The sequence below is a fragment of the Phyllobacterium sp. CL33Tsu genome, from assembly GCF_900113985.1.
GTDB classification, from domain to species: domain Bacteria; phylum Pseudomonadota; class Alphaproteobacteria; order Rhizobiales; family Rhizobiaceae; genus Phyllobacterium; species Phyllobacterium pellucidum.
In genome coordinates, this window is the sequence record NZ_FORJ01000003.1 from 157,519 (window position 1) to 181,471 (window position 23,953).

Consider the following 23,953-nt stretch of genomic DNA (forward strand, 5'->3'; position numbering starts at 1 on the left):
AATAAAATTGTGATCGATTAAGTTGTTGCTCGGCGAATATGAGCTCCGAGACGCTGAATATTGCATTGTTATAAAATAGATATGTGACAAGCATCGGAGATGCGTCGCAGCACATGAGGGCCCGCGACGCAGGCCAAAAAAGAGCAGAATCAGTTCAGTTCAGCTCAAATATCGAGTTCTTCGACGAATGCCGCGCGATCCTGAATGAAGCGGAAACGGGCGTCGGGGCGGGTGCCCATGAGATCGTCCACGGCAAGCTTGGTCTCGTTGATCCATTCCTCGTCGATCTGGACTCGAAGCAGCGTACGCTTGCGCCGGTCCATCGTCGTTTCCTTGAGCTGGTCGGCGCGCATTTCGCCGAGGCCCTTGAACCGGCCAATCTCGACCTTGCCCTTGCCGGTAAACTCGGTCTTCAGGAGTTCGTCCTTGTGCGCATCATTGCGGGCATAGGCGACCTTGCCGCCCTGCGCGATGCGATAGAGCGGCGGCACGCCGAGGAACAGGTGGCCGTTGCGGATGAGATCCGGCATTTCTTGATAGAAGAAGGTGATGAGCAGCGATGCGATATGCGCGCCGTCGACATCGGCGTCGGTCATGATGATGACGCGGTCATAGCGCAGGTCCTCATCGCGATATTTCGATCGCGTGCCACAGCCCAGCGCCAGGATAAGATCGCTGATCTGCTGGTTGGCGGTCATCCTCTCGCGGCCGGCGCTGACGACATTGAGGATCTTGCCACGCAGGGGCAGCACAGCCTGCGTCGCGCGATCACGCGCCTGCTTCGCGGATCCGCCAGCGGAATCACCTTCGACGATGAAAAGTTCAGCGCCGATCGCTCCTGTCTGGCTGCAATCGGCCAGCTTGCCGGGAAGCCGGAGCTTCTTGACCGCGGACTTGCGATTGACCTCTTTTTCCTGCCGGCGCTTGACCCGCTCGTCCGCGCGGTCGATCACCCAGTCGAGAAGCTTGGACGCCTCTTGCGGCGAGGCGGCAAGCCAATGGTCGAACGGGTCGCGAATGGCATTCTCGACGATCCGCTGCGCTTCGACCGTCGCGAGCTTGTCCTTGGTCTGACCGACAAATTCCGGCTCCCGGATGAATACGGAGAGCATTGCGGCAGAGGAGATCATCACATCGTCGGTGGTTATGATCGAGGCGCGCTTGTTGCCGGCAAGCTCCGCATAGGCCTTCAGGCCGCGGGTGAGGGCGATGCGCAAGCCCGCCTCATGGGTGCCGCCTTCGCCGGTCGGAATGGTGTTGCAATATGAGTGGACGAAGCCGTCGCCGCCGTGCCAGGTCACAGCCCATTCGAGCGCGCCGTGTCCTCCGGACTTTTCCGTCTTTCCCGCAAACATTTCACGGGTGACCTGAAATTCCTTGCCAAGCGAGTTGCTGAGGTAATCCTTGAGCCCACCGGGAAAATGAAAAACCGCCCTATCCGGCGTCGGGTCCTTCGGATCCAGCAATGAAGGCGCGCAATTCCAGCGAATTTCCACACCGCCGAAAAGATAGGCCTTTGAGCGCGCCATTTTGTAGATGCGCGCCGGATCGAATTTTGCGCCTTGTCCAAAAATTTCCGCGTCGGGGTGAAACGTCACCTTGGTGCCACGGCGATTCTGAACGTCGCCAACTTCTTCGATCCGGCCGAGCGGTTTGCCGCGCGAAAATCGCTGGCGATAGAGCTTGCGATTGCGTGCTACTTCGACTTCGAGATGATCGGAGAGCGCGTTGACGACCGAGACGCCGACCCCATGCAAGCCGCCCGAGGTCTCGTAGACCTTGGAGTCGAACTTTCCGCCCGAGTGTAGCGTCGTCATGATCACTTCGAGGGCCGACTTGTCCTTGAACTTGGGATGCGGGTCGACAGGGATGCCGCGGCCGTTGTCCGTTACCGACAGATATCCGTGTTCGTCGAGCTCGATATCGATGAAATTGGCGTGGCCCGCCACCGCCTCGTCCATGGCATTGTCTATGACCTCGGCAAAGAGATGATGCAGCGCCCGCTCGTCCGTGCCGCCAATATACATGCCGGGACGCCGACGTACCGGTTCCAGCCCTTCCAGAACCTCAATGTCGGCAGCGCTGTAACTATTTTCTGCGGCCTGCTTCTGCGGCAGTCTCGCGCTCGGCACTGATCGCTCGGATGACGCAGGGACGCTCGTTTCCGGACGCGACTGTACCGCCGCCTGGCGTTCGCGGGCTGTCTTTACGACTGCAGAAAATAGATCGTTGCTGTCATCCATGGTCTTGATCGGCCAATTCTATCTCAATTCGAATCACCTGCAATCCTTGCATGCCCCGAGGGGAAAGGCGATGGGAGTTCGCTGTCTGTTCTGGTGTTCACCCACAGGACTATGCCATGCGCGTGGGCGTATCAAGCAACTTTCTACCTCCAACTCACCTTTTCGGATCCAGCCTGCGTCAGGAGGTCCACGAACGAACATGTCCGGCGCACTCCAGCAATTGATTTTTTCTGCGGAGCCGATATGCCAGCAGTCATCTCGCCCGCCTGCTTCATCCGGAAAGGTCAAAGCCATGGAAAACACGACCTCGCAACAGTTGAGGGGCGTTTCAGCAATGGCCGCGGCCATGTTTTTCCTGCCGATGATGGATGCGATCGCCAAATGGCTTTCGACCGTCGACAGCATGCCCCCCGCGACTGTAACCCTGTCGCGCTTCGTCGTCCAAACCCTGTTGACCCTGTTGATTATCGTCGCGCTCAGCGGCGCCCGTTCGCTGAAACCGGTAAAGCTCTGGGGCAATATGTTTCGTGGCCTTTTGATGGGCATTGGCAGCCTCTGCTTCTTTGCAGCCGTGAAATACATGCCCCTTGCCGATGCAATGGCCGTCTTTTTCGTCGAACCGCTGATGCTGACCCTGCTTTCAGCCCTGATCCTCAAGGAAGAGGTCGGCTGGCGCCGGCGCATCGCTGTCGCGATTGGGTTTGTCGGCACCCTGATCGTCATCCAGCCGAGCTGGGAACTCTTTGGATGGGTGTCGCTGCTGCCGCTCGCCACCGCGACGCTTTTTGCCTTCTACCTGATATTGAACCGCCGCTATGGCGATGCGGACACGCCGCTCGTCATGCAGCTCTATGCCGGCATCGGCGGCACGATCACCGTTATCATTGCCCTGGTGCTCGGCCAAATCTTCGGCGTGAGCGACATGACGCTTGGCAGACCGACGGCCGGGCTCTCATGGCTGCTTCTTTTCGCGATCGGCGCGATTGCAACCGGCGGGCACCTGCTCGTCGTGCATGCATCGCGTCTTGCGCCGGCGTCGCTGCTCGCCCCATTTCAATATCTAGAAATCGTCATGGCCGTAATCATCGGGCTTGTCGTCTTCAACGAATTTCCGTCCGCCTCGAAGTGGCTGGGCATTGCGATCATTATCGGTTCTGGGGCCTATGTGGTCTGGCGCGAGGGCAAGAAGCGCAACGCAACCGGAGCGATTGCCGAAGAACCTGTTGAGCAAGTGCGCGATTGGCAATAGAAACAGGAACATGCTCCGGGGAGGACTTACGTGTTCAAGAAAATCCTGATCGCCAATCGTGGCGAGATCGCCTGCCGCGTCATCAAGACCGCACGCAAGATGGGTATTGCCACTGTAGCTGTCTATTCGGACGCCGATCGCGATGCGGTGCATGTGGAGATGGCCGACGAGGCTGTGCATATCGGCCCTTCCGCCGCGTCCGAAAGCTATCTTGTCGCCGACAAGATCATTGCGGCTTGCAAGGCCACCGGGGCCGAAGCCGTACATCCGGGCTATGGGTTCCTTTCCGAGCGCGCTTCCTTCTGCGAAGCGCTGGAAAAGCAGGGCATTATTTTCATCGGGCCGAAGCCCAGGGCGATCATCGCCATGGGCGACAAGATCGAGTCGAAGAAATTCGCCAACGAGGCGAAGGTCAGCACTGTCCCGGGCTTCCTCGATATCATCAAGGATGCCTCGCATGCGGAGAAGATCGCCGGCGAGATCGGCTATCCGGTGATGATCAAGGCTTCGGCAGGCGGCGGCGGCAAGGGCATGCGCATCGCCTGGGACAAGTCCGAGGTGCGCGATGGTTTTGAGCGGGCAACCTCCGAGGCGCGTAATTCCTTTGGCGACGATCGCGTCTTTATCGAGAAATTCGTCGTCGATCCGCGCCATATCGAGATCCAGGTGCTGGCCGATGCGCACGGCAACTGCATCTATCTCGGCGAGCGCGAATGCTCCGTGCAGCGGCGCAACCAGAAGGTCGTGGAGGAGGCGCCGTCGCCCTTCCTTGACGAGGCGACCCGCAAGGCCATGGGCGAACAGGCGGTAGCGTTGGCAAAGGCGGTCGACTACCAGAGCGCCGGGACCGTCGAATTCATCGTCGACAAGGACCGCAACTTCTATTTCCTCGAAATGAACACGCGCCTGCAGGTGGAGCATCCCGTCACCGAGCTCATCACCGGCATCGACCTGGTCGAGCAGATGATCCGCATTGCCGCCGGCGAAAGGCTTGGCCTTGAACAAGCTGATGTCAAACTCAACGGCTGGGCGGTGGAGAGCCGTCTTTACGCCGAAGACCCCTATCGCAACTTCCTGCCGTCGATCGGCCGGCTCACGCGCTACCGGCCCCCCAGCGAAGGCCCAGTGGGCAAAGCCATCATCCGCAACGATACGGGCGTCACCGAAGGGTCGGAAATCTCCATGTTCTACGATCCGATGGTCGCCAAGCTTTGCACATGGGCGCCGACCCGACTTGAGGCCATCGACGCAATGGCCGATGCTCTTGATGCGTTCGTCGTCGACGGCATCGAGCATAATATTCCCTTCCTTGCCGCGCTGATGCAGCATCCCCGCTGGCGCGAGGGCCGACTTTCCACCGGGTTCATAGCTGAAGAATTCCCCGATGGCTTCAAGCCCGTGGTCCCGGCGGACGAGGATCGTGATATCCTTGCCTGCGTTGCGCTTGCCGTTGAACTCGTGCGCAAGGAGCGTCTCGACCGCCTCAACGATCGCCTGCGGCCGCACACAGGCAAAATTCGGGCGGATTGGGAAGTCCGCATCGGCGACGACTACGTCCCTGTCCATATCGACGCCTGCACGGCCCATCCGCCATCAAAAATGGAATTCAGGCTGCATGGCGAGAAAGTGGTTACGGTTCGCGCCAACTGGCAGCCCGGCGATGCGGTCTGGGACGGCTATATCGGCGAGCGTTCCGTCAAGGCGCAGCTTCGCCCGGTGCTGAATGGCATGCGTATCGACTGGAAGGGCATGTCGGTTACCGCCCACGCCATGCAAAATCACGTCGCCGCACTTGAGAAGCTGATGCCGGTGAAGGTGCCGCCTGACACCTCGAAGCTGCTGCTTTGCCCGATGCCCGGCCTGATCGTGTCGATCAATGTGACCGTGGGGCAGGAAGTGAAGGCCGGCGAAACGCTTGCGATCGTCGAGGCGATGAAGATGGAGAACGTTTTGCGCGCCGATCGCGACCACATTGTTTCGGCGATCAATGCCAGGATCGGCGACAGTCTCGCCGTCGATGCAGTCATCATGGAATTCGCGTGAGGTCCAGCTAGGCCGCCGCGACCTTCACAACTGGTCCAAACACATCTTCGAAGGCCTCCAGCAAGGCGCGATCGACATCGTGCATGTCGACCGGCAGGCCAAGATCGACGAGGCTGGTAACGCCGTGACCGCGCACGCCGCAAGGAACTATCCCGTCGAAATGTGCGAGATCCGGTTCGACATTGATGGAAATGCCGTGAAAACTTACCCATTTGCGCAGGCGAATGCCAATGGCGGCGATCTTGTCTTCAGCGGGCGAACCATCGGGCAGGGGCGGGCGCTCAAGCCGGGTGACCCAGACGCCGACCCGATCCTCGCGGCGCTCGCCGCGAACATTGAATGAGGCAAGCGTGGTAATGATCCACTGTTCGAGAGCGGTCACGAAGGCGCGTATGTCTTCGCGGCGTCGCTTCAGATCGAGCATGACATAAACAACGCGCTGGCCGGGGCCGTGATAGGTATATTCGCCGCCCCGTCCGGTTGCATGGACCGGAAAGCGATCGGCGACGAGTAGATCGGCCGCCTTGGCACTGGTGCCGGCTGTATAGAGCGGCGGATGTTCGACGAGCCAGACAAGCTCACGCGCCCTGCCGTCGCGAATGGCTGCCACGCGCTCGTCCATGAAGCCGAGGGCGGTGTCATAGTCTGTCAGTCCATCGGTAACGAGCCATTCGACGGGTGACGATTCGCCCTCGGGCAGGAAATCGGGGACGAGGTCGTCGCGAATGGTTCTCATGGTATGGATGTCGGTCCGGTTGTATCTGCCTGCGCCAGAATCGTAGATGGCTTAGCCGGTGTGGCTTCGTTTCCACGATTGCGTTGGGTGTGCCGCATATGGACCTTTTCGGACGGAATTTCCAGTCTTGCGCGGCTGCGTAAAGGTTTATGCCGGCTTTCTAAAAAACAATCGGATTATCGGTAGATAGGGCTTGTTTCACCGAAACCTATTTGCTACATGCCGCGAGCCGACTGGTTCGGCTTCTACCACAGAGTGCGGTCGTGGCGGAATTGGTAGACGCGCAGCGTTGAGGTCGCTGTGTCGCAAGACGTGGAAGTTCGAGTCTTCTCGACCGCACCATTTTCTCTCAAATAATTGAATCTTAAGCAAAATATGGCGGCTTCGGCCGCCATATTGCTTATAGATGCCACCCGTGAGGATGAGTTTGGCGAATGATCGGATCTTGGTCACATGAACGTGCTGATGATCGACTTGATTTCACTCATCGGCAACAGAGCCATACAGAGTAAAGCAGCTAGCCCCAATTGAGCCAACCGGGCGCTTGACGACGCGAAGCCCAGAATTCCAAAGGCTATAGGCAAGCCCCAACTGCTCTGCAAGCCCAACTGATTATAATGCAGAAGCAACCAACTAACGATCATGTATCCCGATGCGCGAACCGCACGTTTCCGAATCTGACAATTAAATCGACAAATTCCTGATCAAAAGTGTCGCCGTCGGTCATGCCGTCCTCCAAACTAGCGACGGCATGAAGCGTTCAGCGACAAGGAAAAGCCCTGGGCGGAGGCCCAACGTGGACTGGGAAATCATATTTTTTGCCGTAATTCAAAATATAAAAAGTATGCCTTACTCCTCTAGCCAATTTGTGGATCGAGAACAACCATCATGAATTATGCGACGGAATTTTTCGCGGACTAGACGTAGCGCTCACACTCGGTCGCCTTGACGTGATGTCGCTCTCCGCGCCACCTAATTATACAACCGTATAAAGTTCTTGCCTTCGTCCGATTGTTGGTCAGAATGGGTCTACGGCTAAGTTCTCGGAGGAAAGTTTCATGCTCGACAAACGCAACTTCTATATCGATGGCGAATGGGTGAAGCCGCTTGAGCCAAACGATCTGGAAGTGGTCAATCCGGCGACTGAACAGCCGATTGCGGTTATTTCCATGGGCACGGCCGCCGATATCGATCGCGCGGTGGGTGCGGCCAAGAAGGCTTTCCAAACTTTTAGCCAGACGTCGGTGGACGAGCGCCTTGCGCTGCTCGAAAAGCTGCTCGCCATTTACAAGCGGCGCTATGACGAGGTGGCCACAACGATCACCCTCGAACTCGGCGCTCCTATCACGATGAGCACGCAGCAGCAGGCAGACGTCGGCGTCGGCCATCTTCAGGGCTTCATTGATGCCCTGAAGAACCTCCATATGCGCGAGGAACTGCCGAATGGCGACCTGTTGGTGCGCGAGCCCATCGGCGTCTGCGGCTTGATCACGCCGTGGAACTGGCCGATCAACCAGATTGCGCTCAAGGTCATTCCGGCGCTCGCAACGGGCAGCACTTGCGTGCTGAAGCCGAGCGAATTTACGCCGCTCAACGCCATGCTCTACGCCGAAATGATCGACGAGGCGGGCTTCCCGGCTGGCACATTCAATCTCGTCAATGGCGATGGCGCGACTGTGGGAGCGGCGCTCTCCAGGCACAGGGATGTCGACATGATGTCCTTTACGGGATCGACCCGCGCCGGCATCGCCGTCAGCAAGGATGCGGCGGAAACGGTGAAGCGCGTGACCCTCGAACTTGGCGGCAAATCGCCGAACATTGTTTTCGAGGACGCGGATCTCGAAGATCGCGTCGCCGGAAGCGTGCTTGAATGCTTCAACAATAGCGGTCAGTCCTGCGATGCTCCGACGCGCATGCTCGTCCAACGCTCCGTCTATGACCGGGCCGTGAAGATTGCCGAAGAAACCGGAAAGCAGGCGCGCGTCGGCAATCCGGAGGAGGAGGGTGAACATATCGGCCCGCTCGTCAGCCATGTCCAGTATGGAAGGGTGCAGGACCTCATCGAGGCGGGAATTGCAGAGGGCGCGCGCGTCGTCGTCGGTGGCGCAGGCAAGCCTGAAGGCTACGAGACCGGCTATTTCGTGCGTCCGACCATCTTTGCCGATGTCAGCAATACCATGCGTATTGCGCGCGAAGAGGTGTTCGGCCCCGTGCTGGCGCTGATACCCTTCGACACGGAGGAAGAAGCGATCGCCATTGCCAATGATACGCCCTACGGTCTCGCGGCCTACGTGCAGACCGGCGACGCCAAGCGTGCCGAGCGTGTCGCTGCAAGGCTTAAGGCCGGCATGGTACATATCAACGGCGGGCCGCATCGCTACGGCAGTCCGTTCGGAGGCTACAAGCAGTCCGGCAATGGCCGCGAGGGCGGCAGGTTCGGCCTCGAGGACTTCCTTGAAGTGAAAACGATCCACCGCCCATAAGACGGAAGAGGCGCTGACGGCTGCAAGCCGTCAGCCAACCAGTTTTTCATCGATTTCAATTAGGTACGGGCTGTTGCTCGCCTTGCCTCGCAGCAGCGATGCCGGGAGCTCTCCGATATCGCTGAGACGCTCGGCCGGTACCCCATAGGCTTCGGCAATCTTGATGTAGTCCGGAGCGGAGGGGCGAACGCCAACGGGGTCGATATTCACATCGACCATTGCGCGCTCGATCTCCTGATAGCCCTGATTGTTCCAGACGATGAAGATCATCGGCACGTTTTCATCGACGGCTGCGCCGATTTCACCGAGCACGAACTGAAAGCCGCCATCGCCGACAATGCAGACCGTCGAGGTCTCGGGCTTGCCAAGGGCTGCGCCAATGGCTGCAGGCGGCCCGAAGCCGAGCGCGCCGAAACCTGTGGCAGCGTTGAACCACCCGCCGACGCGGTCGTGATCGTAATAGAGGTTGCCGGAGTAAATCGTCTGCGTCGAATCGCCGACGATAAGCGAATTGGGCAGCGTATCGCGCAACGTATTGAGGAAACGCACCTGACCCTGGATGCGCGCGCCGACATCGGCCCAGGACGCGTCGCGCACGCGCTTTGCCCGTTCTTCGCCGCCTCGGCCGTTTCTGCGGTCCGGCAGGGCTGCAGATAGTGACCCGACGGTTTCCTTCGCGTCCGCTTCGATCGGCATGAATGCGGGCCAGCGATCGAGCTGTCCGGCATCGATGTCGATTCGCACGAAGCGCTTCAATTCCGGGAAACCGCCATCGGCATACATGTCATAGTCGGTCGGTCCCATTTCCGTGCCAATGGCGATGACGAGATCGCTGTCGGCTAGGAGCTCGCGCACCGCCTTGAGGCTCGGGCTCGCCGGGATGAGCAGCGGATGCTTGTGCATGATGCCGCGCCCGTTCGTGGTGGCGACTACCGGCGCATCGAGCTTCTCGGCGAGAACCTTAAGGCCGTCCGCCGCAGACTTTGCGCCGCCGCCAACGAGAATGACGGGCCGTTCCGCTGACAGGCAGTGGCGAACCAACTCGGCTATGGTTTCGGTTGATGCGTGCGGCACCGGCGCATCGGAAGGCTCGCGCTGCGCGCCTTCAAGCGGTAGCGCCATGACGTCGAGCGGAATTTCAATGTGAATGGGGCCTGGACGGCGAGACGCAAAAAGAGCAAAGGCCCGGGCAAGCACGATGGGCAGTTCATCGGGCTTTTCGATCCGGTGCGAGAACATTGCAACCGTCTGCAGCATGGCGCGCTGGTTCGGAAGTTCGTGCAGGTAACCCATGCCCTTGCCAAGCGAGTCGCGTTGGTTCACGCCGGATATGACCAGCATCGGAATGGAATCGGCGCGCGCCTGTCCCATGGCAGTGATCGTATTGGTAATGCCCGGTCCGGTGATGACGAATGCGACGCCCGGCTTGCCCGTCGCGCGTGCGTAGCCATCCGCCATGAATCCGGCACCTTGTTCATGGCGCGGGGTAATGTGGCGTATCTTCGAGCCGGCAAGGCCGCGATAAAGCTCGATCGTGTGGACGCCCGGGATACCAAAGACGGTATCGACGTCGTAGGATTCGAGCAAATGAACGAGAGCTTCACCAACCGTGGTCATGCGGATTTCCGTTTCTGAAGGCGTGATGCGAGCCGGACGATGCCGGCACAGGCTGCGTCGATCTTGTCGTCGGCGACACTGAGGCTGAGGCGAAGATAACCGGCGAGGTTTTCGCCGAACGATTCGCCCGGCATGACCGCGACGAGTTCTTCTTCGAGGAGCCGCATCGCAAATTCATCACCACTGAGACCAGTGGCGCGGATGTCGGCGAGAATGAACATTCCGGCCTGTGGGATCTTGCAGTCGATGCCGGCAACGCCATCGAGGCGGTTGGCGATCGAACGCGCCCGGCGAAGATAGCTTTCACGCATCGTCGATGCGGCGGCCGAAGGCTGGCCGAGCGCATAAGCGGTCATATCCGCGATGAAGGGCTGGCCGCCAAAGAGCATCGATTCGGAAAGCGGCAGCAGGCGGCGGGTAAAGTCCTTCGGCCCGACGCACCAGCCGCTGCGGAAGCCCGGCGCCGCATGCGACTTGGAAATGGAGGAGACCGCGACAGTGCGGTCCGCAAGTTCCGGCTGATCGAGCGGCGAAGCAAAGGTACCGTCGAATATGAGCTGCTCGTAGACCTCGTCGGAGACAATCCAGAGATTGTGTTTCCGGCAGACTTCGCCGATTTCAGCGATTTCCCTGGCGCTGAGTACCGCGCCCGTCGGGTTGTGCGGCGTATTCAACAGCAACACCTTGGTGCGCGGCGTAATGACCTTTTCAAGGTCGGCCGCCTGCATGCGAAAACCCTTTTCCGGACGCAGCGGTACTGAGACGCGCATTGCGCCGGTTGCACGTACGACGCCGTCATAGGTCGCATAGAGCGGATCGCCCGTTATGATTTCGTCGCCTTCCTCGGCGATGCCAAGCATGACGAGGGAGAGGGCGGTCTGGGTGCCGGGAAAGCACATGATGTGCTCGGCATCGATCGGGCGACCGGTGCGGGCAGTATATTTGGCCGAAAGCGCGGCCAGAACTGCAGGTTCACCGCGGCCATTGGAATAACCGGTGCGTCCGGCGCGCATCGAGCGTTCTGCCACGTCGATCATATCGTTCGGCGTCGGGATGTCCGGCTCGCCGATCGTGAGTTCGATGACGTCTTCGCCGGCATGCTTCATTTCGCGGGCGCGCATGTGCACCGCCCACTTATCAGAGCCAAGCCCCGCGAGACGATTCGTAACAGACGCATAGCGCATCATGGCGCGCCTCCTTCAGCTTTGAGAGAAATTCCAAGTACGGCTTCGATAGCGCTTATGCCGGTTTCGGCCAACTCGCCATCGGAGAAAATATCGCCGGCCAGGCAGCCTTCGAGCCACAGCCCGTCGATGATCGCATTGATGGCAATGGCGTGGCTGCGGGTGTGGCGCGACTCGGCCGGTGCGCGTGCCGACAGTAGTGCGTCGCGGATCAGGATTTCGAGTTCGTCGCGGAAGCCGAGATAGCCGTCGCGATGTGCCGCTGCCATGGCCGGATCCGCGTGGACGAGCGCAATGAAACCCGCCCAGAGCGAAAGATTGTGCGGATCCATGATCGGCTGGCCGAGATTGGCCGTCACGAAGGCGTAAAGGCGGGCGCGGGGATCGTCATTCGCGCTTCTGAGAGCGTCGCTCGCCTGCACGGTCATGCGTTGCATGACGGCACGGTAGGCCGCGCCTATCAGCTCATCCTTGGTCGGAAAATAATAGCGGATAAGCCCGGCGGTGACGCCCGCACGTTGCGCAATCTCCCGTACCGTCGCACCAGCAAGGCCGCGCTCGGCCACGCATTCTAGCGTTGCCGCGATAAGATCCTCGCGGCGCTTGTCCTCGCCCTCGCGGCGAAAGCTCTTGCGGGTGGCGGTTTCAGCGTTCATTGGCGCCAGACAGGGCGGGTGAGACAGGTCGGGCCGCCTTCGCAGGCGATGCAGAGCGCATCGGCCTCGAAGGTTGTGACAGTGCAGCCTGCTGCTTCCATGGCGGCCTTCGTGCCCTCGAAGCCCGCGACGGCAATGACCTCATAGGGTGCTGTCGGCAGGACGTTGAGGTTGAGACCATTGCTGGCCGCAAATTCTGCTTCAGGAGCGGCAACCAGGCGAATGCCGCGCTCTTTCAACAGTTGGTAGAACGCTGCCGGCAACAGCGGCATGTGTACAAGCGCAAGGTCTTCGGCGAGCGGGGATATGATCGACATAAGGTGCAGGCAGGCTTCTTCTCCGTGCCAGAGCGGCAGGTCGAAGCCGAGAACCGTGACGCCAAGCGGCTTGAGAATATCGGCGAGCTGCTCGATCCCCGCCTGATTGGTACGGACCCCGCGTCCAACCGCCAGGGTCTTTTCGTCGACCCAGACGCAATCGCCGCCCTCGACGGTACCGGGCGCCTCGATGCGGCCGAGGACCGGCACATCCATCTGCCGATAGGTCTCCCGGTGCAAGTCCGTTTCCTCAAGGCGCAGGGGCTTTCCCATGCGCAGGATAACGGCGCCCTTGTCAGTCACCAACGATGGATCATGGGTGAAGATGGAATCGGACAGCCCGTCATTGCCGTCGCGTATCCACGTGATCTCCGCGCCCGAACGGGCAACGAGATCGGCAAACACGCGATGCTGCTCGGAAGCCTTGCGTGGATCGAATTGCGGCCCATAGTGCCAGACGTCGCGTTCGGCCCCTGCCATGACGTGGTCCGGCTTGCGCATGATGACGCGCTTCAAGGGGAGGGCCATGGACTGGGAACCGAATGCTTGCATCTGCGCTGCTCTCAAAAAATTGTTTCTGGGAGTATTTATACGCTTGCATAAATAGAGCGCAAGTGGTGTGATGCAGCCAAAGAGGGCAATTTAGACCCTGTCAGATAATGAGGCGGATCAAAGGCTGTCATGATAAGACGTGCAAGCCCAATACGAGCAGGTATCCCGGAATGACGGCGATGGAAGCGGCAACCGTTTCGACGGATCCACTTCAACGGGCGACAGGCGAGCAAGCTGAAGCCATTCATATCGAGAAGCTTCACAAGCGCTTCGGAGCGCTCGAAGTTCTGAAGGGCGTGTCCCTGACGGCGCGGGATGGCGATGTGGTCGCCATGATCGGCGGCAGTGGCTCCGGTAAATCCACGTTTCTGCGTTGCATCAACTTTCTCGAAAATCCCACCAGCGGCATTATTCGCATCAATGGCGAAGACGTAAAAATGGTGAGCGACGGCCATGGCGGCCTGCATCCCGCCAACCGGCGCCAGATCGAGCGCATCCGCAGCCGTCTCGGCATGGTGTTCCAGAATTTCAACCTCTGGCAGCACATGACGCTCATCCAGAATGTCATCGAAGTTCCGGTCCATGTGCTGGGCATGAAGCGCGACGAGGCCATGGTCATCGGCGAGCAACTGCTCGAGCGCGTCGGCCTGTCGGCCAAGCGCGACGTTTATCCTGCCTATCTCTCCGGTGGCCAGCAACAGCGCGGCGCAATTGCGCGGGCGCTTGCAATCCAGCCGCGCGTCATGCTGTTCGACGAGCCCACCTCCGCGCTTGATCCGGAACTTGTCGGCGAGGTGCTGCGGGTGATCGGCGATCTCGCCGAGGAAGGCCGGACCATGCTTCTCGTTACGCACGAGATGAAATTCGCACGCGAGGTCGCGAGCCACGTCATCTATCTGCACAACGGCATCATCGAGGAAGAGGGTCCGCCGGAAGCATTGTTCGGATCGCCAAAATCTGAACGTCTGAAACAGTTTATCCGGACTGTTTCATAAAATAAGCAAGCAACAGGAAACAATCCTGGGGAACATTGAAAGAATGGAGATGAGAATGAAGTCGTTTTTGAAAACAACGGTAGCCGCCGTTGTCCTGGTCGTCGCCGGCATGGGCGCTGCAAGCGCCGAGCAGGTGAAAGTCGGTATCGCTGCCGAGCCGTATCCGCCATTCACGTCGCCCGACGCATCTGGCAAGTGGAACGGCTGGGAAGTCGATATCATCAACGCGCTGTGCGAGCAGGCCAAGCTTGATTGCGTCATTACGCCTGTAGCTTGGGACGGCATCATTCCTGCCTTGACCACGAAGAAAATCGACATGATCGCCAGCTCCATGTCGATCACCGACGAGCGGTTGAAGACGATCGATTTTTCCGACAAGTACTACAACACTCCGACTGTGATCATGGGCGCCAAGGGCGTGGAGATGCAGCCGACGCCGGAAGGCCTGAAGGGCAAGATCATCGGCGTTCAGGTTTCGACGGTGCACCAGGCCTACGCCAAGAAGTACTTCGCTTCGACCGCAGCCGAAATCAAGGAATACCAGACGCAGGATGAAGCGAACCAGGATCTCGCCGCAGGCCGCATCGATGCGACGCAGGCCGACTCGCTCGCGCTCGAAACCTTCGTTGCGACCGATGCCGGCAAGGCGTGCTGCGAGATCAAGGGCAAGGTAGCCGATGATCTGGAGATACTCGGCCCCGGTGTCGGCGTCGGCATGCGCAAGGGCGATACCGAGCTGAAGGACAAGATCAACGCTGCCATCAAGGCGATCCGCTCAGATGGTAAGTATGACGAGATCTCAAAGAAGTATTTCAACTTCGATATTTATGGCGGCTAAGCTGTCCGGCCGGAGCGGGACAGCCCGTTCCGGCCAACTTGTTCAAAACTCTATCCGATACTGAATCGAGGACGGCTTGGCCGACGCATCGATCCTTCCCGCCGCCATATCCGGCATGTTCGGGCTCCTGTCGCCAAATCCACCTGGGTGGGGCGGCAATCTGCTTCGCGGGCTCTTTCACTCCCTGCAGATCGCACTTGGTTCCTTCGGCATTGGGCTTATCATCGGAACGCTCGGCGCCTACGGCAAGCTCTATGGCGGCCCGATTGTCCGCGACATTGCCGCTATCTACACCACAATGGTGCGAGCAATTCCCGAACTGGTGTTAATCCTGCTGCTCTATTATGCCGGCACGGACCTCATCAATCGCCTATTCGAGGCCCTCGGTTATAGCCGGGTCGATATTAGCGGCCTTGTCGCCGGTATCGTCGTCCTCGGTTTTGTCCAGGGCGCCTATGCAACGGAGGTCTTGCGCGGCGCAATCAAATCCATTCCGCAGGGCGAGATCGAAGCGGCGAGGGCCTATGGCATGTCGCCGAGCCTGATGATGCGGCGCATTACGCTGCCCGCGATGCTGCCGCATGCGCTCCCGGGACTAGCCAATCTTTGGCTGATCGCCACCAAGGACACATCGCTTCTGGCTGTCGTCGGTTTCGCCGAGCTTACGCTCGAGACGCGCCAGGCGGCGGGTGCGACCAAGGCCTATTTCCTCTTCTATATGGCAGCAGGCGCGCTTTATCTGTTCATCACGCTGTTTTCAAACGCCATTATTGGCCGGGTTGAAATCTGGGCCCGACGCGGCATGCCCTCCGTCAAGGAGGCGCATTGATGTCCGAAACGCCTATTGAAATCCCGATCGAGACTTTTCCGATCCACAAGGAAACAGACGGCATCCGCATCGCAAGCCTGCTGCAGCCGCATCGCATCGTCATGATGCTGATCGGTCTAGCGTTGATTGCGTCCGCCGTTTTCTTCATGCGCTGGGACTGGCTGCAAAACTACGGCGACCTTATCGCTCAGGGCCTGTGGCGGACGATCTGGATCCTGATCGTGACGGTTATCCTGGGCTTCCTGCTGGCGGTGCCGCTTGGACTCGCCCAGGCGTCCGGGCCGGCGATTCTCGCTGTTCCGGCCAAGATGTTTTGCACCGTCATCCGCGGCACGCCGCTGCTGCTGCAACTCTGGCTGCTCTATTACGGCCTTGGTTCGCTCTTCCCGCAATATCCGTGGATACGCGGATCGGAACTCTGGCCTTATTTGCGGCAGGCATGGCCCTATGCGGTGCTGGCGCTGACCTTGTCCTACGCGGGCTATGAGGGCGAGGTAATGCGGGGCGCATTCGCCAGCGTTCCCAAGGGGCAATTGGAAGCCGCACGCGCCTTCGGCATGCCGCGCTTTACGATCTTCAGGCGGATATGGCTACCGCAGGCGATCCATAGGGCGCTGCCGACGCTTGCCGGCGAGGCTGTCCTGCAGCTGAAGTCGACGCCGCTCGTAGCGACCATTACCGTCGTCGATCTTTACGCGGTCGCTTCGCGTGTCAGGCAGGATACGTTCCTGACCTACGAGCCGTTGCTCCTCCTTGCCGCGGGATATCTCGTGATCACCGGCATTATCGTGATGCTCTTCAGGCGCGTTGAAAGAATGATCCCCTCGAAGCTCGGATGAAAAACTCGGGTGTGGCGCAAATTGTGTGAGTTATGTCGCAGCTGTTTTATGCCTGCTGGCGAGCAGATGCGCATAGTGTGGGCAAAGGAACACCTCGCAAAGACGAGAAAATGGGATTCTGGCTTTCGCCGGGCGTCACGCCTTCGGCGGGCATTGTCTGTTTTCAACTCTGCGCGAGATGAAAGGCGATAATGCGGACAGTCGAAACGTTTCCTCAGAATGTCATCGAGCATGCCGATATGGGCATCGTCCTGGCTGATGGTTGCCGGCTTTCGGCGCGGGTGTGGATGCCGGAAAATGCCAACGATAGTCCGGTTCCCGCCATTCTCGAATTCCTGCCCTATCGCAAGCGGGACGGAACGACGGCGCGCGACAATCTCACCCATCCGTATTTTGCCGGCCACGGCTATGCTTGCCTGCGTGTCGACATGCGCGGCAATGGCGATTCCGAAGGGCTCATGGAGGATGAGTATTCCGAACAGGAACTTGCCGACGCGTGCGAGGTGATCGACTGGATCGCCGCGCAGCCATGGTCCACCGGCAAGGTTGGCATGATGGGCATATCCTGGGGCGGCTTCAATTCGTTGCAGGTAGCAGCGCTCCAGCCCGAGCCGCTCAAGGCCATTATCACGTTGTGCTCGACCGACGATCGCTTCGCCGATGATATCCATTACAAGGGCGGCCTGCTGCTCAATGAGAATCTCGGCTGGGGCGCAACAATGCTTGCCTATTCCTCGCGTCCGCCAGACCCGGCGCATGCCGGTGCAAAATGGCGGGAGATGTGGCTGGAGCGTCTCCACAACGAGCCGTTCCTGCCAGCTGTATGGCTCAAGCATCAGACGCGCGACGACTATTGGCGGCGTGGCTCCGTCTGCGAGGAGTTTTCGGCGATCAAGGCCGCGACCTTGGCGATCGGCGGCTGGGGCGATGCCTATAAGAACGCCGTGCCGCGCTTGATGGAAGGTATAACCGCGCCGGTCAAAGGCATCATCGGTCCATGGGTACACAAATACCCGCACTTTGCCGTGCCGGAACCGCGCATCGGCTTCCTGCAGGAGGCGTTGCGCTGGTGGGATCGCTGGCTCAAGGATATCGACACCGGCGTCGAGAACGATCCTACGTACCGTGGCTACCTGATGGATTCGGTCCGTCCGAAAAGCTGGTACACGGAACGCAGCGGCTATTGGATTGCCGAAAATGAGTGGCCATCGCAACGTATCGGCAGCAAGGTACTTCACCTTGCAGGCGATCGGTCACTGGCGCCGGAAGCAAGCGAAAGCTTTTCGCATCTGGTCGCGTCGCCGCAGGATTGCGGCATGATGAGCGGCGAATATTGTGCGATCTGGCTCGGACCGGAAATGCCCGGCGACCAGCGCCGCGACGACGCGCTTTCGCTTTGCTATGACACGTCCCTCGACGAGGCAATCGACATTGTCGGAGCGCCAGAGATTACACTTACCCTATCGAGCAACAAGCCGGTGGCCATGGTCGCGGTGCGCCTGTGTGACGTGCATGCGGATGGCGCCTCGACCCGTATCACCTATGGCGTCTTCAATCTCTGTCACCGCCATGGCCATGACAATGCCGAGCCACTGGTGCCGGGCGAGCAAGTGACAATTACCTTCAAGCTCGACGATATTGCCTATAGGGTCCCGGCCGGGCACACCTTGCGCGTGGCTGTTTCAACGTCTTATTGGCCGCTTGTCTGGCCGTCGCCATCCCATGTCAGCCTCAGCATCAACGCCGGCAGCGTGGCAATTCCCTCGCGCCCGCTTGCGCTCGGCGACGAGTGGACTTTCCCCGAGCCGGAAGGCGCATCGCCATGGCAAATTGAAGCATTGCGCGAAGGTGGCAATAGCCGGACGATCGAACACGATCAGGTAAGCGGCAAGATCACCTTGCTGATCGAGGATGATTTTGGCGAGGCGCGCGACAAGGATCATGGGCTGATCCATGGCGGAGTAGCGCGCGAGCGTTGGGAGATCCATCCTGACGATCCGCTGTCGGCCTGCGGCGAGACGCATTGGACCGAGATTTCCGGACGCGACAATTGGCGTACGCGCACCGAGACCTACACGACGATGCGATCGGACCAGCACAATTTCTACCTGACGGGGCGTATCGAGGCCTACGAAAACGACAATGTCGTCTTCGAGCACGACTTCGCAGAAACGATCAAACGAAGCTTCATTTGAGATTCAGATGAGCCGGGGAGGACTATTTAGCAATCAACAGTTGTAATCCACGGGTATCAAGTCACATTATCACAAAAACCAATCCGGGCGCGTTGCGCCGGAGCAAGAAGGGGAACTGGTATGTCTAAAGAACTCGAATATCTCAGCCGCAAGGTCGCACGCGGTCACATCTCCCGCCGCGACTTTCTCGGCAGGGCCGCAGCACTTGGTGTTACGACCGTATTTGCCAACTCCCTCTTGTCCAGTGCTGCACTTGCCGAAGGGCCTGTAAAGGGCGGCACGCTCAAGGCGGGCATGCAGGGCGGTGCATCCACGGACAGTCTTGACCCTGCGACCTGGCAAAGCCAGGTGCCCTACAAATTCGGCCGCCAGTGGGGCGAGCAGCTTGTCGAGATCCAGCCCGATGGCAAGCTTGAGCCGAAACTCGCCGAAGAGTGGGGCTCATCGGACGACGCGAAGGTATGGACCTTCAAGATCCGCAAGGGTGTCCAATTCCACGACGGCAAGGAAATGACGCCGGACGACGTTGTCGCCACCATGGAACGCCACTCGGACGCGAATTCCAAGTCGGGCGCCCTTGGTATCATGGGCGGCATCGAGAACGTGAAGAAGGACGGCGATACCGTTGTTTTCACTCTGAAAGAAGCCAACGCCGACCTGCCGTTCCTGATGGACGACTATCACCTGATGATCCAGCCGAACGGTGGCAAGGACAAGCCCACCGCAGGTATCGGGACGGGACCATACAAGGTCGTCACCGATCAGCCGGGCGTACGTCACATTGGCGAAAAGTTCGCCAACTACTGGAACGGCGACAAGCGCGGCCATGCCGACCAGATCGAAATCATCGTCATCAACGATGCGACCGCCCGTACCGCGGCTCTTCAGTCCGGACAGGTTCACATGATCAACCGCGTCGAGCCGAAGATTGTCGACCTCGTCAAGCGCGTCCCCGGCGTGACCATCCAGAACGTGGCCGGCAAGGGACATTACGTGTTCATTGCACATTGCAACACGGCGCCCTTCGATAATGTGGATCTGCGTCTTGCGCTGAAATACGCCATGAACCGCGAAGAGATGGTGCAGAAGATTCTGCGCGGCTACGGTTCCGTAGGCAATGACTTCCCGATCAACAAGGCCTATCCGCTGTTCTCCGACGATATCGAGCAGCGCACCTACGATCCGGACAAGGCTGCGTTCCACTTCAAGAAGTCAGGCCATGACGGCACCGTTCTCCTGCGCACATCCGATGTCGCCTTCCCGGGCGCTGTCGATGCGGCACAGCTCTATCAGCAGAGCGCTGCCAAGGCCGGCATCAAGATCGAAGTCAAGCGCGAGCCTGGCGACGGCTACTGGTCGGAAGTCTGGAACAAGCAGCCCTTCTCGGAATCCTATTGGGGCGGACGTCCGACACAGGACCAGATGTATTCCACGGCCTACTATTCGAAGGCCGACTGGAACGACACGCGCTTCTTCAATCCCAAGTTCGACCAGATGCTGATCACCGCGCGCGGCGAACTCGATGAGGGCAAGCGCAAGCAGATGTACCGCGACATGGCCATCATCGTTCGCGATGAAGGCGGTGTCATCGTGCCGATGTTCAACGACTTCATCGACGCGACCAGCGCCAAGGTCGGCGGCTGGGTGCCGGACGGCAATCAGGAGATGAGCGGCGGCTATGCTCTGTCGCGCTGCTGGCTGAACGCCTGATCGGCGCCGGGCGGATGAGTGCACCTGTCCTGAAACTGGTGGCCCAGCGCATTGCGATGGGCCTTCTGCTCCTGCTTGCGGTCTCGGTGCTCATCTTTGCCGGCACGCAAATCCTGCCGGGCGACGTGGCCCAATCCATCCTCGGCCAATCGGCCACGCCGCAGGCGCTTGAAAACCTGCGGCGTGACATGGGTCTGAACGACCCTGCCTATATCCGCTATTTGCGCTGGCTCGGCGGGATCCTGACCGGCGATCTCGGGACGGCACTTTCCAGCGGACAGGATATCGCGACGTCGCTGAAGGAGCGGCTATGGAATACGCTGTTTCTGGCATTCTGGGCGGCCGTGGTCTCCATTCCGCTTGCCATCATGCTCGGGCTCTTGGCGGTGCGTTACCGCAACGGCTTCGTCGATAAGTTGATCTCCGGCCTCGGTCTCGCTTCGACCTCGCTGCCGGAGTTCTTCACCGGCTACCTGCTCATATATTTCGTGGCGGTGCGGCTGCAGTGGTTCCCGAGCGTATCGACTGTCTATGAAGGCATGCCGCTCGGCGAGCGGCTGAGCGCGATTGCATTGCCGGTGACAGTGCTAACGCTCGTCGTTCTCGCGCATATGATGCGCATGACGCGTGCGGCAATCCTCAACGTCATGCAGTCTGCCTATATAGAAACGGCCGAACTGAAGGGGCTTTCGCCGCTTCAGATCATTACCCGGCATGCGTTTCCCAATGCGATTGCGCCGATCGTCAACGTCGTGATGCTAAACCTCGCATTTCTTGTGGTCGGCGTCGTCGTGGTCGAGGTGATCTTTGTTTATCCGGGCATGGGCCAGTATCTCGTCGACCACGTGGCCAAGCGCGACGTTCCGGTCGTGCAGGCATGCGGGCTGGTTTTCGCGGCCGTCTACATAAGTTTGAACATCATTGCTGACATCGTGGCGATTGTTTCCAATCCCCGCCTCCGGCATCCGAAGTAGGGGCGCGCCATGCTGAACGTCAAAGCTATTCCCATCAGTGCATGGATCGGCCTCATCATTACCGCCGTGTTCCTGTTTGCGGCTGTATTCGCTCCATGGGTCGCGCCATATCCCGTCGGCGAGACGGTAGGTGACGTATGGGAGCCCTCGTCGGCCAAGTATCTGCTCGGTACCGATAATCTCGGCCGTGATCTCCTGTCGCGTATGATCTACGGTGCACGCATCACGATCTTCATCGCCGCCATGGCGACGGCCCTTTCCTTTATTCTCGGATCGGTGCTGGGGTTCGCCGCCGCCGTCGTCGGCGGATGGTTCGACCAGCTCATGTCACGCTTTGTCGATCTGATCATGGCAATCCCGACGCTGATCTTTGCGCTCGTCGTGCTTTCGGTCTTGCCTGCCAATGTGGTCACGCTCATTTTCGTTATGGGCCTGCTCGACGCCACCCGCGTCTATCGACTGGCGCGGGCCGTCGCGGTGGATATCAACGTCATGGACTTTGTCGAGGCTGCAAAGCTGCGCGGCGAGGGGCGGGTATGGATCATATTTCGCGAAATCCTGCCCAATGCGCTCACTCCGCTTATCGCTGAACTCGGGCTGCGCTTTATCTTTGCGGTGCTTTTCCTGTCGGCGCTTTCCTTCCTCGGGCTCGGCGTGCAACCGCCGGATGCCGACTGGGGCGGCATGGTCAAGGAAAACAAGGAAGGCATCGTCTTCGGCGTGCCGGCGGCGCTTATTCCCGCAGCGGCGATTGCCGTTCTCGCGATCTCGGTCAACCTCGTTGCCGATTGGATATTGAACCGGACGACAAGTCTGAAGGGAGGTCGCAATGGCTAAGGCACCAAGGAAGGACAAGACCGGTCTCCTGCTCGATATCCAGAACCTGCGCATCGAGGCCACCAGCTACCCACCCGGTGAGCCGCCGCGCAACGTCGTCATCGTTGACGACGTGTCGGTCAAGCTCGAGCGCGGCAAGGTGCTCGGCCTTATCGGCGAGTCGGGCGCCGGCAAATCCACGATTGGCCTGTCAAGCATGTGCTATGGCCGGGGAGGCGTGCGCATTACTGGCGGGCAAGTGATCCTCAACGGCCGCGATCTTGTCAAAGGTGGCCCGCGCCTGTTGCGCCAGGTCCGGGGCAAGGAGGTCTGTTACGTCGCACAGTCGGCTGCCGCCTCGTTCAATCCCGCCCGCAAGCTTATGGACCAGGTCATAGAAGCAGCGCTTCTGCACCGTATATGTTCGAGGGCAGAAGCCGAGAAGCGTGCGATTGGCTTGTTCAAGAAGCTTGGACTGCCGAATCCCGAGACCTTCGGTCAGCGCTTTCCCCATCAGGTATCCGGCGGCCAGCTGCAACGCGCCATGACTGCCATGGCATTGTGCTCGGAGCCCGACCTCATCGTCTTCGATGAACCGACGACGGCGCTGGACGTGACCACCCAGATCGACGTGCTGGCATCGATCAAGGAGGCCATCCACGACACCAACGTCGCTGCGCTCTATATCACCCATGATCTTGCAGTCGTGGCGCAGGTGGCCGACGACATCATGGTGCTGCGCCATGGCAAGCTCGTCGAATATGGCGATACACGCCAGATCATCAAGGAGCCGCGCCAGCAATACACCAACCAGCTTGTTTCCGTGCATCACATTCCGCACGAGCAGAAGAACCCGAACGATGCGCCTGTGCTGGCGGTCAACAACATTACCGCGGCCTATGGGGGCGGACTGGTCAAGGTGCTCAAGAACGTTACCGTCGACGTCCATCTTGGCCAGACGCTGGCCGTCGTCGGCGAGTCCGGTTCCGGCAAGTCGACGCTGGCGCGCGCCATCACCGGGCTGTTGCCGCCGATGGAAGGGAGCATCACGTTCAACGGGCGTACGCTGTCGCCGCGCCTCGCCAACCGGACGCGCAACGATCTGCGCGAGTTGCAGATGATCTACCAGATGGCGGATGTCGCGATGAACCCGCGCCAGACCATCGGCACGATTATCGGCCGTCCGCTTGAATTCTATTTCGGCATGAGAGGCAAGGAGCGCGACGCTCGTGTTCGCGAACTGCTCGACAAGATCGAGATGGGGACGGGCTTTGCCGATCGCTACCCGGCCGAGCTGTCAGGCGGACAGAAGCAGCGTGTCTGCATTGCGCGCGCGCTTGCCGCCAAGCCCAAGCTTATCATCTGCGACGAGGTGACGAGCGCGCTCGATCCGCTGGTGGCGGACGGCATCCTCAAGCTTCTGCTTGATCTGCAGAAGGACGAGAACGTCGCCTATATCTTCATCACCCACGATCTTGCCGTGGTCAAATCCATCGCTGATGCGATCGCAGTCATGTATCGCGGCGAAGTGGTGCGCTACGGTCCGAAGACCGAGGTGCTGAAGCCGCCTTTCGACGCCTACACGGATCTGCTGCTGTCGTCGGTTCCGGAAATGGAGCTTGGCTGGCTCGAAGGCGCGATGAAGAACCGGCGCATGGCGAGCGCCGGGAATTAGAT

The 23,953-nt window shown here is 59.7% G+C and carries 18 protein-coding genes and 1 tRNA gene; 13 read left to right on the plus strand and 6 right to left on the minus strand.

Annotated elements, in window-relative coordinates; translation table 11 throughout:
* Positions 1–164: 164 nt before the first annotated feature.
* Positions 165–2,243, minus strand: coding sequence for a DNA topoisomerase IV subunit B (gene parE, locus BM074_RS13470; RefSeq protein ID WP_091922632.1), 2,079 nt, complete (start codon positions 2,241–2,243; stop codon positions 165–167).
* Positions 2,244–2,535: 292 nt separating this feature from the next.
* Here parE and BM074_RS13475 point away from each other — a divergent pair, with 292 nt between their 5' ends.
* A complete protein-coding gene (locus BM074_RS13475; protein ID WP_091922634.1) occupies positions 2,536–3,492 on the plus strand; it encodes a DMT family transporter in 957 nt (318 codons plus the stop codon).
* A 30-nt stretch (positions 3,493–3,522) separates the two neighbouring features.
* Complete coding sequence (locus BM074_RS13480) at positions 3,523–5,535, plus strand: acetyl-CoA carboxylase biotin carboxylase subunit (protein WP_091922635.1); 2,013 nt, start codon at positions 3,523–3,525, stop codon at positions 5,533–5,535.
* A gap of 7 nt (positions 5,536–5,542) precedes the next feature.
* Here the strand turns inward: BM074_RS13480 and lipB are convergent, their stop codons facing one another.
* Positions 5,543–6,271 carry a lipoyl(octanoyl) transferase LipB gene (lipB, locus tag BM074_RS13485; RefSeq protein WP_091922637.1) on the minus strand — a complete coding sequence of 243 codons (729 nt, stop codon included), beginning with the start codon at positions 6,269–6,271 and terminating at the stop codon, positions 5,543–5,545.
* A 257-nt stretch (positions 6,272–6,528) separates the two neighbouring features.
* Between lipB and BM074_RS13490 the strand changes: the two genes are divergently transcribed.
* Both BM074_RS13490 and BM074_RS13500 read left to right on the plus strand, forming a co-directional pair.
* Positions 6,529–6,613 (plus strand) — tRNA-Leu (locus BM074_RS13490).
* A gap of 716 nt (positions 6,614–7,329) precedes the next feature.
* Positions 7,330–8,754, plus strand: a complete 1,425-nt coding sequence (locus BM074_RS13500) for an aldehyde dehydrogenase family protein (protein ID WP_091922641.1) — start codon at positions 7,330–7,332, stop codon at positions 8,752–8,754.
* 30 nt (positions 8,755–8,784) lie between these two features.
* On the opposite strand, the gene BM074_RS13505 is transcribed toward BM074_RS13500, so the two are convergent.
* The 4 genes from BM074_RS13505 to BM074_RS13520 are packed head-to-tail and all read right to left on the minus strand — an operon-like array spanning position 8,785 to position 13,080.
* Positions 8,785–10,371: a 5-guanidino-2-oxopentanoate decarboxylase gene (locus tag BM074_RS13505; protein ID WP_091922643.1), complete on the minus strand. Its 1,587-nt coding sequence runs from the start codon at positions 10,369–10,371 to the stop codon at positions 8,785–8,787.
* The gene (locus BM074_RS13510) at positions 10,368–11,555 is read right to left on the minus strand and encodes a pyridoxal phosphate-dependent aminotransferase (RefSeq protein ID WP_091923005.1); all 1,188 of its coding nucleotides are present in this window, start codon (positions 11,553–11,555) and stop codon (positions 10,368–10,370) included. Before BM074_RS13510 ends, BM074_RS13505 begins: the two co-directional genes overlap by 4 nt.
* A complete protein-coding gene (locus BM074_RS13515; protein ID WP_091922645.1) occupies positions 11,555–12,211 on the minus strand; it encodes a TetR family transcriptional regulator C-terminal domain-containing protein in 657 nt (218 codons plus the stop codon). The genes BM074_RS13510 and BM074_RS13515 overlap by 1 nt, the downstream gene beginning before the upstream one ends.
* Positions 12,208–13,080, minus strand: a complete 873-nt coding sequence (locus BM074_RS13520) for a dimethylarginine dimethylaminohydrolase family protein (RefSeq protein WP_027232557.1) — start codon at positions 13,078–13,080, stop codon at positions 12,208–12,210. The genes BM074_RS13515 and BM074_RS13520 overlap by 4 nt, the downstream gene beginning before the upstream one ends.
* A 170-nt stretch (positions 13,081–13,250) precedes the next feature.
* On the opposite strand from BM074_RS13520, the gene BM074_RS13525 reads away from it, so the two are divergent.
* The 9 genes from BM074_RS13525 to BM074_RS13565 all read left to right on the plus strand — a co-directional run bounded on the left by BM074_RS13525 (position 13,251) and on the right by BM074_RS13565 (position 23,951).
* Entirely contained in the window at positions 13,251–14,075 is an 825-nt protein-coding gene (locus BM074_RS13525; protein ID WP_027232558.1) for an ABC transporter ATP-binding protein, read from the plus strand.
* 55 nt (positions 14,076–14,130) lie between these two features.
* Positions 14,131–14,913, plus strand: a complete 783-nt coding sequence (locus BM074_RS13530; protein ID WP_091922647.1) for a transporter substrate-binding domain-containing protein — start codon at positions 14,131–14,133, stop codon at positions 14,911–14,913.
* Between the two features lie 115 nt (positions 14,914–15,028).
* Positions 15,029–15,742 carry an ABC transporter permease gene (locus tag BM074_RS13535; RefSeq protein WP_091923007.1) on the plus strand — a complete coding sequence of 238 codons (714 nt, stop codon included), beginning with the start codon at positions 15,029–15,031 and terminating at the stop codon, positions 15,740–15,742.
* A gap of 101 nt (positions 15,743–15,843) precedes the next feature.
* Complete coding sequence (locus BM074_RS13540; protein WP_051615173.1) at positions 15,844–16,581, plus strand: ABC transporter permease; 738 nt, start codon at positions 15,844–15,846, stop codon at positions 16,579–16,581.
* Positions 16,582–16,772: 191 nt separating this feature from the next.
* Entirely contained in the window at positions 16,773–18,776 is a 2,004-nt protein-coding gene (locus tag BM074_RS13545) for a CocE/NonD family hydrolase (RefSeq protein WP_091922651.1), read from the plus strand.
* 120 nt (positions 18,777–18,896) lie between these two features.
* On the plus strand, positions 18,897–20,486 hold the full coding sequence (locus BM074_RS13550; protein WP_027232563.1) for an ABC transporter substrate-binding protein: 1,590 nt from the start codon (positions 18,897–18,899) through the stop codon (positions 20,484–20,486).
* 14 nt (positions 20,487–20,500) lie between these two features.
* Positions 20,501–21,460 (plus strand): ABC transporter permease, encoded by a 960-nt coding sequence (locus tag BM074_RS13555; RefSeq protein WP_027232564.1) that lies wholly within the window; start codon positions 20,501–20,503, stop codon positions 21,458–21,460.
* Between the two features lie 9 nt (positions 21,461–21,469).
* Positions 21,470–22,297, plus strand: a complete 828-nt coding sequence (locus tag BM074_RS13560) for an ABC transporter permease (RefSeq protein WP_091922653.1) — start codon at positions 21,470–21,472, stop codon at positions 22,295–22,297.
* Positions 22,290–23,951, plus strand: a complete 1,662-nt coding sequence (locus BM074_RS13565; protein WP_091922655.1) for an ABC transporter ATP-binding protein — start codon at positions 22,290–22,292, stop codon at positions 23,949–23,951. Before BM074_RS13560 ends, BM074_RS13565 begins: the two co-directional genes overlap by 8 nt.
* Positions 23,952–23,953 lie beyond the last annotated feature (2 nt).

Excerpts from the sequence above, each read along its gene's own strand:
- BM074_RS13475 (WP_091922634.1), top strand. The coding sequence starts at position 2,536 with ATGGAAAACACGACCTCGCAACAGTTGAGGGGCGTTTCAGCAATGGCC.
- BM074_RS13525 (WP_027232558.1), top strand. The coding sequence starts at position 13,251 with ATGACGGCGATGGAAGCGGCAACCGTTTCGACGGATCCACTTCAACGG.
- BM074_RS13510 (WP_091923005.1), bottom strand. The coding sequence starts at position 11,555 with ATGCGCTATGCGTCTGTTACGAATCGTCTCGCGGGGCTTGGCTCTGAT.
- BM074_RS13560 (WP_091922653.1), top strand. The coding sequence starts at position 21,470 with ATGCTGAACGTCAAAGCTATTCCCATCAGTGCATGGATCGGCCTCATC.
- BM074_RS13550 (WP_027232563.1), top strand. The coding sequence starts at position 18,897 with ATGTCTAAAGAACTCGAATATCTCAGCCGCAAGGTCGCACGCGGTCAC.
- BM074_RS13505 (WP_091922643.1), bottom strand. The coding sequence starts at position 10,371 with ATGACCACGGTTGGTGAAGCTCTCGTTCATTTGCTCGAATCCTACGAC.
- BM074_RS13555 (WP_027232564.1), top strand. The coding sequence starts at position 20,501 with ATGAGTGCACCTGTCCTGAAACTGGTGGCCCAGCGCATTGCGATGGGC.
- BM074_RS13545 (WP_091922651.1), top strand. The coding sequence starts at position 16,773 with ATGCGGACAGTCGAAACGTTTCCTCAGAATGTCATCGAGCATGCCGAT.
- BM074_RS13565 (WP_091922655.1), top strand. The coding sequence starts at position 22,290 with ATGGCTAAGGCACCAAGGAAGGACAAGACCGGTCTCCTGCTCGATATC.
- BM074_RS13515 (WP_091922645.1), bottom strand. The coding sequence starts at position 12,211 with ATGAACGCTGAAACCGCCACCCGCAAGAGCTTTCGCCGCGAGGGCGAG.
- BM074_RS13520 (WP_027232557.1), bottom strand. The coding sequence starts at position 13,080 with ATGCAAGCATTCGGTTCCCAGTCCATGGCCCTCCCCTTGAAGCGCGTC.
- BM074_RS13535 (WP_091923007.1), top strand. The coding sequence starts at position 15,029 with ATGTTCGGGCTCCTGTCGCCAAATCCACCTGGGTGGGGCGGCAATCTG.
- BM074_RS13500 (WP_091922641.1), top strand. The coding sequence starts at position 7,330 with ATGCTCGACAAACGCAACTTCTATATCGATGGCGAATGGGTGAAGCCG.
- parE (WP_091922632.1), bottom strand. The coding sequence starts at position 2,243 with ATGGATGACAGCAACGATCTATTTTCTGCAGTCGTAAAGACAGCCCGC.
- lipB (WP_091922637.1), bottom strand. The coding sequence starts at position 6,271 with ATGAGAACCATTCGCGACGACCTCGTCCCCGATTTCCTGCCCGAGGGC.
- BM074_RS13530 (WP_091922647.1), top strand. The coding sequence starts at position 14,131 with ATGAAGTCGTTTTTGAAAACAACGGTAGCCGCCGTTGTCCTGGTCGTC.
- BM074_RS13540 (WP_051615173.1), top strand. The coding sequence starts at position 15,844 with ATGATGCTGATCGGTCTAGCGTTGATTGCGTCCGCCGTTTTCTTCATG.